Origin of the sequence: Aliivibrio sp. S3MY1 (assembly GCF_028765575.1) — a bacterium.
GTDB lineage: Bacteria > Pseudomonadota > Gammaproteobacteria > Enterobacterales > Vibrionaceae > Aliivibrio.
Genome location: NZ_JARACO010000004.1, coordinates 155,206 through 166,479 on the forward strand (window position 1 = coordinate 155,206; position 11,274 = coordinate 166,479).

The 11,274-nt window shown below is 40.2% G+C and carries 11 protein-coding genes; 3 read left to right on the forward strand and 8 right to left on the reverse strand.

The genetic code is table 11. The features are described 5' to 3' along the window. Positions 1-41: 41 nt before the first annotated feature. Positions 42-662 (reverse strand): DsbA family protein, encoded by a 621-nt coding sequence (locus tag PVK62_RS04460; protein ID WP_274443028.1) that lies wholly within the window; start codon positions 660-662, stop codon positions 42-44. A gap of 140 nt (positions 663-802) precedes the next feature. Between PVK62_RS04460 and PVK62_RS04465 the strand changes: the two genes are divergently transcribed. Next, on the forward strand, positions 803-1,654 hold the full coding sequence (locus PVK62_RS04465; protein ID WP_274443029.1) for an EamA family transporter: 852 nt from the start codon (positions 803-805) through the stop codon (positions 1,652-1,654). Here PVK62_RS04465 and PVK62_RS04470 read toward each other — a convergent pair. Beyond that, complete coding sequence (locus PVK62_RS04470; RefSeq protein WP_274443030.1) at positions 1,641-2,510, reverse strand: AraC family transcriptional regulator; 870 nt, start codon at positions 2,508-2,510, stop codon at positions 1,641-1,643. The genes PVK62_RS04465 and PVK62_RS04470 overlap by 14 nt on opposite strands. Positions 2,511-2,623: 113 nt before the next feature. On the opposite strand from PVK62_RS04470, the gene PVK62_RS04475 reads away from it, so the two are divergent. Both PVK62_RS04475 and PVK62_RS04480 read left to right on the forward strand, forming a co-directional pair. Further along, positions 2,624-3,778: an aminotransferase-like domain-containing protein gene (locus PVK62_RS04475; RefSeq protein WP_274443031.1), complete on the forward strand. Its 1,155-nt coding sequence runs from the start codon at positions 2,624-2,626 to the stop codon at positions 3,776-3,778. A gap of 56 nt (positions 3,779-3,834) precedes the next feature. Further along, positions 3,835-4,959, forward strand: a complete 1,125-nt coding sequence (locus tag PVK62_RS04480) for a M14 family metallopeptidase (protein ID WP_274443032.1) — start codon at positions 3,835-3,837, stop codon at positions 4,957-4,959. 137 nt (positions 4,960-5,096) lie between these two features. Here PVK62_RS04480 and PVK62_RS04485 read toward each other — a convergent pair whose 3' ends face one another. The 6 genes from PVK62_RS04485 to PVK62_RS04510 all read right to left on the reverse strand — a co-directional run bounded on the left by PVK62_RS04485 (position 5,097) and on the right by PVK62_RS04510 (position 11,191). Further along, positions 5,097-5,756, reverse strand: coding sequence for a hypothetical protein (locus tag PVK62_RS04485; RefSeq protein WP_274443033.1), 660 nt, complete (start codon positions 5,754-5,756; stop codon positions 5,097-5,099). A 74-nt stretch (positions 5,757-5,830) separates the two neighbouring features. Next, the gene (locus PVK62_RS04490; RefSeq protein ID WP_443111758.1) at positions 5,831-6,202 is read right to left on the reverse strand and encodes a hypothetical protein; all 372 of its coding nucleotides are present in this window, start codon (positions 6,200-6,202) and stop codon (positions 5,831-5,833) included. Between the two features lie 468 nt (positions 6,203-6,670). Continuing rightward, the gene (ccoP, locus tag PVK62_RS04495; protein ID WP_274443034.1) at positions 6,671-8,815 is read right to left on the reverse strand and encodes a cytochrome-c oxidase, cbb3-type subunit III; all 2,145 of its coding nucleotides are present in this window, start codon (positions 8,813-8,815) and stop codon (positions 6,671-6,673) included. A gap of 2 nt (positions 8,816-8,817) precedes the next feature. Beyond that, on the reverse strand, positions 8,818-9,432 hold the full coding sequence (ccoO, locus tag PVK62_RS04500; RefSeq protein ID WP_274443086.1) for a cytochrome-c oxidase, cbb3-type subunit II: 615 nt from the start codon (positions 9,430-9,432) through the stop codon (positions 8,818-8,820). Further along, a complete protein-coding gene (gene ccoN, locus PVK62_RS04505; protein WP_274443035.1) occupies positions 9,432-10,847 on the reverse strand; it encodes a cytochrome-c oxidase, cbb3-type subunit I in 1,416 nt (471 codons plus the stop codon). Before ccoN ends, ccoO begins: the two co-directional genes overlap by 1 nt. Positions 10,848-10,852: 5 nt before the next feature. Further along, on the reverse strand, positions 10,853-11,191 hold the full coding sequence (locus PVK62_RS04510) for a c-type cytochrome (RefSeq protein WP_151653808.1): 339 nt from the start codon (positions 11,189-11,191) through the stop codon (positions 10,853-10,855). Between the last annotated feature and the right edge of the window lie 83 nt (positions 11,192-11,274).

The window sequence follows — 11,274 nt, forward strand, 5'->3', positions numbered from 1 at the left end:
TGAAAAAGGCGACAGTATTATGCTGTCGCCTTTTGCATTAATTAATATAGACGACTTTTTAACAGTGCTATGGTTCCTTCTGATTTTTCATAATCAATAGGGAACTCAATCAGCTCATCTTCTGTTTTAAAAAATAAAGAAGGGAATCCACTTTTACTAATTGAGCGAGAAAATGCAATTTCATCTAACAATGCTTGGTGCGTCTCTGGAGAGAATAAATCCAACTCAAATTTAACCATATCTAAACCAATACTTCTGGCACAATCTAGTAGAACCTCATTATCACTCGGGTTCATCGCTTTTAAATAATAAGCGCTTTGAATTGCCTCAAGCATGGCAAGTTCTGCACCTTGAGATCGAGCAGCAAGAATGGCACGACAAGAGGGATATGTAGAGCGGCGCGGGGTATTATTCTCCCAAAAGTCATGATTAAAAGAAGTACCTAGGTAATTTTCTATTTTTTGCCAGTACGATGCTATTTGGATCTGCATCTCTTGCGACATAGGCTCTTCTGAGTCAGGCGCTAACCCACCAAGAACATAGACAATATCGACATCATTAAAAACGGCTTTTTTCACCTTATCCCATACTGGTTTATAGCCCCAACACCATGAACACATTGGATCATAGACGTAATAAAGTATCGCTTTTTCCTCTGACATAATTTAATTCCTTTTAAATAATTACTTTCATCATATGGGATGCATTACTTAATAGCAAAACATCAAAGAAGGGCATAGAATCAATCTCCTTCAAATAGCGCGCTACTGTCGTGCTGATGTAGATTATTAAAAGGTTCGTTATGTATACATTTTTTGGGGCTTTGGCTTTTATTATATGGGGATTAGTTCCTGTTTACTTCCATCAACTGGAAGGCTTCAGCCCTGCATTAATTCTATCTAATCGTATCTTTTGGTCGGCGGTAATTCTAATTGCTGTTTTTTGCTTTAAACCCAACCTAATAGACAAAAAACAATGCACAGTTAGAAATGTCTCAATTGCGTTTATGGCAGGGATCATGATGAATTTATCGTGGTTAGGATTTGTATACGCAACCATCTCCAATAACATCATGGCAGCATCATTAGCCTTTTATATTACGCCTGTTTTTGTGTTTTTTATCGGCTTTGTCTTTTTTAAAGAAGATCTAAAATCACCACAAAAAATTGCTCTATTTATGATGGTATTGGCCATTGTGAGTTATGTCTATTTAGACCAACAATTGCCTGTGTTAAGTTTGGCTATTTCACTCTCTTTTGCTAGCTATATTGCCATCAAAAAGCTAATAAAATTAAACACCTTTGGGGCTATTTTCTTTGAGCATATCCTGTTTGCGCCTATTGCCTTGTGGTACATCATCACTCACTCTGATGAACTTTCTGCACTTAACTGGGCAACCTTAATGGGAGCGGCACCATTACAGCTCGTCTCGATTTTATTATTGAGCATTTCGATCCTCAAAACACCACTCAGCAAGATAAGCTTACTTCAATATATTGAACCGACTTTGCATCTCGCCTTAGCTATATGGATTTATCATGAGCCTATTTCTAGCGGTCAAAAGTGCGCGTTGATATTGGTCATTATCTCTATCATGATTGCTAACATAAAAATGAAGAAGCCAAATAAACCGAATCTTACTAATAAAAGCTGATTGGAAGATAAAAATCCAATTCAAATTCTTCGCTTTCATTTAAAAAGTGGTTTTTGTGGTAGCGTACGTACGCCGGTGTCGATCTTAATTTAAAGCCTGATGCCGGCAACCATTTCTCCAATACTGTACTGATTTGTGGCAGTAGTTGCCCATAAATACCATGCAATCGAAACACCGCATGTAACCCGCCAGGGATCACCATTTGATTTACCACGCCACGGTATTTCAATGGCTTATCAATCGCAATACAAGCAACATAACGGCACTTATTAAGCTCAACCCATGCAGGATTTGAATGGTGTAAGCCAAATTGAGTAGAGAAATCACGATCCTCTGTATTTGCCCATGCTTTTAATACTAACCACGCATTACGAATAGAACGGTTATAGCCATCGTGTCTCACATAGGCCGCCAACAGCTCTGAAACTTCGATGATTTTTGGTTGAGGTAACACTCTATCAGCCACGCTTAAATATCCCTCTGCAATTTCAGGATCTTTCAAATATGGTTTATCTGATATCTGTAAATCGTGCTTACGCCATTCCCCCGGGGACATATCAAAAGTCGACTTAAATGCACGACTAAACGATGATAGTGAGCTAAAGCCACACGTATTGGCAATATCTAAAACGGTCGACTTAGTATCAAACATCAGTTGATTTGCTGCATATTCCATACGAGTTCGACGAATATACTGATGAATCGACTCTCCCACCACTTGTTTAAAGATGCGATGAAAATGCTGCTCAGAATACGCTGCTACCTCAGAAAGCTCTTTTGCCGTAAGTTCTTTGCTGATGTCTTTATGTATATAAAACAGAACATCATTGATTCTTGATATGTGTTGTTGGGTCATAAACTCAAAATAGCATAAATGGGCATATTTATAAGCATAAACGGACAAACATAGTTGTGCAACGCCTTGTACTATCAAAGAATAAAATAAATAAGATAATGATGGGAACACATATGGAAATAGCTCACTCACTGCAACAGATCCAATCATCTTATATCAGAGAGATCTTAGCGGCAGCAACAGACAAGAATGTTATCTCTCTCGCAGGAGGATTACCTGATGAGAAAACGTTCCCAATTGATTTAATGAAACCGACACTAGAAAGCCTGTCTGATATGCCAGAAGTCTTTCAATACGGCGCGACGGCAGGTTACGGTCCTCTTTTAGAACTACTGACAGAAATGTACCAATTGCCAGAAACGCACATACCAATGATCTGTACTGGTTCTCAGCAAGGGCTGGACCTTATTGCGCGAGCTTACATTAACCCAAATGATACCGTGGTAATGGAAGCACCGAGCTACCTTGGTGCAATGCAAGTTTTTGGTTTAGTTCAAGCCAATATCACGACCGTATCACAAACAGATTTTGGTCCTAATCTTGAAGAGTTAGAGCAATGCTTTATTCAAGATTCACCCAAAATGTTCTATGCCGTGCCTGATTTCCATAACCCTACTGGCGTATGTTGGTCATTAGAAACACGTAAAAAAGTGGCTGAGTTGTGTATTAAATACAAAGTCGCTTTCATTGAAGATGCACCATATCGTGAGCTGCGCTTTACCGGTGAAGCGCTGCCAATGGTCTCCACTTTTTGCCCTGACGATTCTATTGTGCTGCGTTCATTTTCTAAAATTGCCTCTCCGGGTTTACGTATCGGTGCAGTAACGGGCAAGAAAAGTTATTTAGAACCTCTGATCAAAGTAAAACAAGGGGCTGATTTACACTCAAGCGTACCAATGCAAGCCCTACTGGTTGGCCTATTAAAGCACGCTGATTTTGGTCTGCACATGGAACAAATTCAAGCACTGTATAAAACGCGTTATGATGTGTTATTCGCAGAACTGAAAAAACAATTACCTGACACTTGCGTGCTAACCCCTGTTGATGGCGGCATGTTCATTTGGTTATCGCTACCAGATTGCGACACTTTCGCTCTGGCTAAAACATTAATTGCTAACGGTGTTGCTGTAGTACCAAGCCCTGTATTTTACCCAAAACCAGAAGGCGCCCCCTCTGCACTACGTTTAAACTTTACTAATGCAAACCCAGAAGAGTTAGTTGAAGCGGTAGATCGTTTAACGAAAGTATTGAATGAAGCGTTAAGCTAATTCGGTGAAGCGATAACGATAATCATCATAAAATTTATAATTTAAGTGGTATATAAATGAAAATATTCAGTAATTTTGAAAGTGGTAACATTCATGTCGTTGCAGCGAATACGCCTGATGATATTCAGTTAACTATCCCTGCGGATAACCAAACTGAGATCGCTCAATGGTTTCACTTTCGCTTAGAAAGCCAGCCTCAACAGCAGCATTCATTTAAAATTTTAGGGTTGGCTAAATCTGCTTATCCTGAAGGTTGGCAAGATTACGATGTAGTTGCGTCTTATGACCGTGAAGAGTGGTTTCGCATTCCAGCTGAATTTGATGGCGATACGCTTAGCTTTAATGTGATGCCAGAGTACCGTTCAATGTATTTTGCGTACTTTGCACCTTACTCGTACGACCGCCACCAAGACCTACTTCACGGTGCACAAACATACCACCGCTGCCAGTTAGAAACGCTTGGTGTTACATTAGATAATAACGATATCAGCATTCTAACCATTGGTGAGCCTGCCGAAACTAAGAAAAATATCTGGATCACTGGTCGTCAACACCCGGGGGAGACAATGGCGGAATGGTTCATTGAAGGCTTATTATCACGCCTATTAGATGAAACTGACACCGTTGGTCGTGCCCTACTTGATAGCGCTGTTTTCCATATCGTACCTAACATGAATCCTGATGGCAGTATCCGTGGTCACTTACGTACCAATGCGATTGGTGTTAACTTAAACCGTGAATGGCAAACACCATCAATGGAAAGATCACCTGAGGTATTCTTAGTTCGTGAGCGTATGCTAGCAACCGGCGTTGATATGTTCTTAGATATTCACGGCGATGAAGCGATTCCATACAACTTCGTTGCTGGTAGTGAAGGTCTTCCTTCTTACAATGAGCGTATTGCTGAGTTAGAGACTACCTTTAAACAAGCGCTACTAACGATTACTCCAGAGTTTCAAGACGAGATTGGTTACGACAAAAATGAACCCGGTACAGCAAACTTAACCGTTGCTTCTAACTGGGTTGGTGAGCAATTCAAATGCCTTTCTTATACGGTTGAGATGCCATTTAAAGATCACATTAGCCACGCTGATGAACTGTATGGTTGGTCTCCAGAGCGAAGCATCGCCTTTGGTCAAGACACGCTATCTGCTATTTGGGCTACCGTCGATAAGCTATAATCTTTGCTGTAAATACTAAAAAACGCCGCAGATAATACTCTACGGCGTTTTTATTTAAGATAATACCAATCACAGTCAGAAATAGCATTTTAGCAAGCTAAGATGATCAGCTATTTACTACAATTGATATAATGCTACTACTGTACTTTGGACTGGATCTCAGTCCCTGCTTCTCTCAATAAGTTAAACGGTGACATTATTACCCCTTTCACGGCCCCTTGAGTAGCTTGCTGTGATAGCTCTTCCGTTTTATCGATAATTTGATCGACTTTTGCCATGATTGGTGGCACTTCTTTACGCAATCTCTCCGATTCTTTAATCACAGCAGGAATGGTTGTTACTCGATAACCCTTACTTTCGACAAAGGCTTTAGGGAAAACCTGTTCGCGATAATTCTTCAACTCAACCAGTGTATTAGGCACTGTCTCTGTATTAACAGCATTCATTATTGTGATCACTTTAGGCAGCGATTCTGTACGAATAGACTTAACTTCATCAAGAATAAGCGGAATTTTATTATCAACAGAAGCAACGGTTTGATTTACATCCTTTACCGTATCTTTCACTTCACTGACTAAGGTTAATATTTGAGGGGTGAGATCTTCAATGTGCTGAGCTAATAATAGCCATTGATCAATTTCCAATTTATCAGCCGTTTTATTTACTTCAGCCATTAGTTCAGGGTATTTCTCAACAACCGTATTTACTGAGTTAGTAAACGCGTAAATGGTATACCCCAAATAAAAAATTGAGATCGCTAATAACGCCTGTATTGCTATTCCTAATCGAGCTAACATAATCATACCTATTGTATATTTTCTTAACGATAACCTAAGTTTAGATAAGAATACACAATAACAAGTTTAGATTATCAAACCAGTGCTAATAATACGCCCCCCACGGTTAATGCTGCAGATAAGTATTGCCCCGCAGAATAAGAGGAGTCATTTTCTTCTTCGATTTTATCTGGATGATCCATCCCTAAAGCGCCATGAGCAAAAGACTCAACGTCGTCCCCCATGCCTTTGTTTGAATCACGGTTTAGTTGGCTTTCTTTTTCTATATCTTGAAGTGCATACAATAAGGCCTTTCCTTCACTTGATAAGCTGACTTGGTTACCACTGACCGCTATCGAATTTCCCATTGAAGAGACCTTCACACTTGGACTAGCAGCCATGACAGTAGAAGGCACCGTTTTACTGTATGTCATTGCATTTTGATATGAAGAAACGCCACTTATCATTACTCTGTCCTTTGATGAATAATTAACCGCCTATAAATTATATCGGTCATCAAGTAGAAAACTTGCGAATGTTTATTGCCTATTGATTTGATTTTTTGATGTACCTCACTCTTTTTTGCTGCCTTTACTTATTATTTATTTTCTAACAGCAGTTAAATAAACTAAGCACTTTAAGCTTTGTAATAAAGAAGCTTCGTGTGGATTTTTATCACTATGGCTATTGGTGTATTACTTGGGGTTCAGTTCCCTCAAGTGACACAATGGAATGAATCGATGTCGGTCGGTACAACCAATATTCCACTGGCCCTCTAATCGAAGTACCAGTGTTAATCGCTTTAGTTAATGTGGCTTTGAGAATGAAAGATAAATCAGAAGAAAAAACGGCTTAATTCTGAGTTAACTAACAGCCTTAAAATGGGTCGCTGATATTCTCTATCAACGACCTATTTTATATACCAACTACATTCATTAATCGACATTGATATTACGGTCTCGTTTATCGTACATATCAGGCGTAGTATGGAAATTGCCCGCATAACCTGCTTGTTGAAGCTTTTCTCGTACCGCTTTTACATCTTCTGTTGTCACCACTTCCGTTCGATCGCCAAGATAGTCACGAATAAACGAAATCAATTCAGACAACTGCGTATCCGTTAATATATTTTGGAAGCTCACCATCGGCATAAAGTTTCTTTCTTCATTAAGGTAGCTTGGCTCTAACCCTCGAATAGTCACGGCGATCGTATTGTATGGATCTCGGTGCATGATAATACCGTTATTTAACAGCGTCGGCGCTATTGGATCTCGCCCTTTACCATCTTCACCATGGCAAGCACCACAGGTTGAAACGAATAAAGGATACATATCAGATTGTTTGGCTTCTTCAGTAAATCCTGTCGGTTGCAACTGCTTCGTATTTGGCGGAATGGTATTATTTTCATCCCCCACTAATAGATACGTCGCCATTGCCTCCACATCTTTACGAGTCATAAAACTGGTGCTATTTTTGACCACATCAGCCATACCACCAAACGCAGACCCTTTATCTGAGTGCCCTGTATGTAAGAAATCCGTCAGTGATTTAATATCCCAACGATCTTGATATAACTCTCGTGATGAAATATCTGGCGCATTCCAACCATCAATAATATTACCTTGGAAAATCTTATCCGTTTCTAATGCCTGAGCAATATTTCGTGGCGTATGGCACTCTGAACAATGTCCAAGCCCTGCCACTAAATATTTACCACGAGCCCAAATATCAGCGTTATCTTCTGGAGCATTAGTCGTTAAATCTAACGGCTCTCTATCCATAAATACGATATTCCAGCCTAATAGCCCTAAACGAATATTTGATGGAAACATCATGCTATTTTCATCATTACGACGTGAAACCGCAGGGATGGATTGCAAGTAATCCCACAATATTTTTACATCTTCTTCTGTTACATATTGGTAAGACGTATAAGGCATTGCAGGATACAGGTAGCCATGCTTTCCTTTACCATCGTAAAGTGCTGCTTTGAATTCTTCATAGCTGTAATCCCCAATCCCTTCAGTATAATGAGGGGTTATATTGGTTGAATACACGGTTCCAAATGGTGTAACAAATGGCAAACCACCAGCAAAGGGTTCGCCGCCTTCAGCACTATGACAAGCAACACAATCCCCTGCATAAGCGAGGTATTCACCTTGAGTTAATTCCTCTTGTGGAATAGCGGCCATTTTTTCATCGTAAGTAATACGCTGAGACGTAATAAATGCACCTAACGCTAAAATATCGTTGTCACTTAATTGATCTTCAAACGCGGGCATGATGTTATTCAAACCATAATTAATAGTGTGTTGTATTTCTTCAATACTCCCACCGTGCAGCCACACATTATCAGATAGATTTGGTGCCCCAAGCGCTTGGTTCCCTTTTGCATCGGCACCGTGGCACGCAATACAACTTTTCATAAATGCCGTTTTACCAAGGTCTATTTTGACTGAGGGTGCGTTTAGTGGGCGCTGTTGCAAAGAAGCAAGATAGTAAGAGATGTTCTGAATATCCTCTTTAGGAAGAATATTTATCCACCCAGCCATTGCTCCGTAACGTCCCTTTTTAATTGAATGCAAAATGGCTTCATCTGAGCCGCCATATAACCACACATTATCAATTAAATTTGGGAAGTGTTTTTGTCCTTGCCCATTAGCTCGATGACAAGCAGCACAGTGAGTTTGAAACAACCCTTTGCCAGAAGCTACAATGTTTGGTTCAGCAGCAAGTGCCGTAAAATCAATCTTACCCAATTGAGCTATTTGTTGATCTAAAGACTGATTGTGCTCCTGAACCGTATCATCACTTTGCTGCCACCCTAACAGTCCTTGCCAGTTACCTAGCCCCGGATATAAAACGAGGAACACCAAAGAACAAGCAAAAGCGACAAAATAGCCCACAAACATAATGCGTGGCGGTGGTCCGTCGTTTTCATCAATATCATCAAATGAATCAATGGTTTTGTTTTTATCGGCAAGGTGATTGATACGCCAATATTTGATCACCACATAGACCATTAGCGCTAAGAAGATAACAGTAAGACTAATGACCCATACGTTCCAAAATCCAGTCATAATTATTCTCCCTGATCTTGCATAGTATCAACACCCAAACTCTGCAAGTAACGGATTAACGCTTCCCCTTGGGTTTTCCCAATGACTTGAAGTCGAGCACCATCAATGTCTGCGTCCGTATAAGGTACACCAAGCGTACGGAGCGCTCGCATTTTATCGGAAATCGCTTCCCCATCGAGTGTTTGCTCAAACAGCCATGGATAGCTTGGCATGATAGAAGTTGGCACCACACTTCTAGGGTTCATTAAATGAATAACATGCCATTGATCGGTATACTTACGTCCCATGTTCGTCAAATCAGGTCCGGTACGTTTTGAGCCCCATAAATTTGGAAACTCATAAATATCATCGGCTTCTTTATTGGCACGACCATTACGCAGTATTTCTGCTTCTAATGGACGCACCATTTGGGTGTGACAAACATGACACCCTTCGCTGATATAAATGTCTCGTCCCGCAAGTTCTAGTGCAGTAAGCGGTTTAGCTAAAGATATTTTTTTTAAATCAGAAGCCATAAATACATTCGGTACAACCCAAACTAATAACGAAAAAGAGGCAACAATGACCGTTGAGAGAATTAAAATGAACACCGATTGGGTAAAATCTTTACTTAAGATCATGATTTACCCTCCACTGCTGTTGTGGGAATCGAATTTGAGGTAACCGTTTTATACAAATTAAAGACCATCATCAATAAACCGACCACAAAGAACACACCACCAAGGAATCGAACAAACAGCCATGGCGCTTTAAAGTCCATCGCCTCCACAAAACTATAAGCAAGTGAACCATTATCAAGCTGGGTAAGCCACATATAGCCTTCACCAATCCCTGCAACCCAAAGGGCGATAGCATAAAGAGCAACGCCAATATGAGCGAACCAGAAATGCCATTTTAATAAACGGAGTGACCACAGCTCTTCTTTTCCCCATAAACGAGGAATAAAGTAATAAAATACAGCAATGGCAGACATACCAACCCAACCTAAGGCCGCAGAATGCACATGACCAATGATCCATTCGGTATTATGAGCGACCATATTAAACCAACGGATCGCCAGTAATGGTCCCTCAAACGTGGCGAGACAGTAATAAAGAATGGCCGAGAAGAAGAACAACATAATGTAGTCTTTTTTCAGTTTGCTTTTGTTAGAGAGCAGCGTCATTGCACTATTAAATGCGCCTGCCCATGATGGGATCCACAAAATCAGCGACATCACGATACCAATATTTTGCACCCACTCTGGTACTGAGGAATAGATCAGATGATGCGTTCCCGCCCATGTATAAAAGCCCACTAATCCCCAAAAATGAATGATAGATAGACGGTAAGAATAAATAGGACGTTCTGACACTTTAGGAATGAAGTAGTAGTTCATGGCAATAATGCCCGCAGTTAACAAGAAACCTACTGCATTGTGACCCCACCACCACTGAACAATGGCATCTTGCGCACCGGCATAGACAGAATAAGATTTCCACATCGACACGGGCAATGCCAAATTATTAATAATGAAAATCATCGCGATAACGAGAATAAATGCCCCGAAAAACCAATTGGCGACAAAGATATGGCTGACGGTTCGTTTCGCAATAGTACCGAAGAACAGGATGGCATAAAGCACCCAAACTAAGGCGATTAATATATCGATTGGCCACTCTAATTCGGCGTATTCTTTCGTCGTTGTGTATCCTAATGGCAGGGTTATCAAGGCGAGAATTAAAATAAACTGCCATCCCCAGAACACCATCCAAGACAGGCTTTTATTAAATAACTCAATCTTACTTGTTCGTTGAACAATATACAGCGAGGTCCCCATTAATATATTGACGACGAAACCCAAAATAACCCCCGAGGTATGCAGTGGTCTCAACCGTCCAAACTGAAAATATTGTGAATCAAAATTGAGTGATGGCCAATAAAGCTGGGCGGCGAGCATGACACCAACGCTCATGCCAATAACCGCCCAAATAACCGCGGCAATAATAAAATAGCGTACAACTTTGGTATCGTAATCCCTGATATCTGTCATCGCCTTTACTCCATTTTATCTTGAGACTCAGAACCTAACATCGAGTAATAATAGGCAATGTCCTTCATGTCTTGATTAGATAAAGTATCAGCTTGCTGTTGCATTAGAATGGCTAACCCACTGGTTCTCTCGCGAGATTTATAATCTTTTAGTGCAGACACAAGGTAAGAAGCGCGCTGGCCTCGTAAATTTGGATAGGGGTCAATCAATGCAATGCCATCTGCACCATGACAAGTCATACATACTTTGGCTTTTTGTTTTCCAATCTCAAATTGATTTAACTCTTCAGCAGAAAGAAAACCACTAAATAAAACAGCAAAATAAACGACAAACCATTTATTCATATTTAAAACCCTTTTGGTTCAATAATAGTAAATAAGTTTAGATTATTTATTTTAAGCGTGCTTAATTTAAGCCATATAATTGG

Bases quoted from the DNA above. Each gene is read 5' to 3' on its own strand.
- PVK62_RS04460 (WP_274443028.1), bottom strand. From the start codon at position 662: ATGTCAGAGGAAAAAGCGATACTTTATTACGTCTATGATCCAATGTGT.
- PVK62_RS04465 (WP_274443029.1), top strand. From the start codon at position 803: ATGTATACATTTTTTGGGGCTTTGGCTTTTATTATATGGGGATTAGTT.
- PVK62_RS04470 (WP_274443030.1), bottom strand. From the start codon at position 2,510: ATGACCCAACAACACATATCAAGAATCAATGATGTTCTGTTTTATATA.
- PVK62_RS04475 (WP_274443031.1), top strand. From the start codon at position 2,624: ATGGAAATAGCTCACTCACTGCAACAGATCCAATCATCTTATATCAGA.
- PVK62_RS04480 (WP_274443032.1), top strand. From the start codon at position 3,835: ATGAAAATATTCAGTAATTTTGAAAGTGGTAACATTCATGTCGTTGCA.
- PVK62_RS04485 (WP_274443033.1), bottom strand. From the start codon at position 5,756: ATGTTAGCTCGATTAGGAATAGCAATACAGGCGTTATTAGCGATCTCA.
- PVK62_RS04490 (WP_443111758.1), bottom strand. From the start codon at position 6,202: ATGATAAGTGGCGTTTCTTCATATCAAAATGCAATGACATACAGTAAA.
- ccoP (WP_274443034.1), bottom strand. From the start codon at position 8,815: ATGACTGGATTTTGGAACGTATGGGTCATTAGTCTTACTGTTATCTTC.
- ccoN (WP_274443035.1), bottom strand. From the start codon at position 10,847: ATGACAGATATCAGGGATTACGATACCAAAGTTGTACGCTATTTTATT.
- PVK62_RS04510 (WP_151653808.1), bottom strand. From the start codon at position 11,191: ATGAATAAATGGTTTGTCGTTTATTTTGCTGTTTTATTTAGTGGTTTT.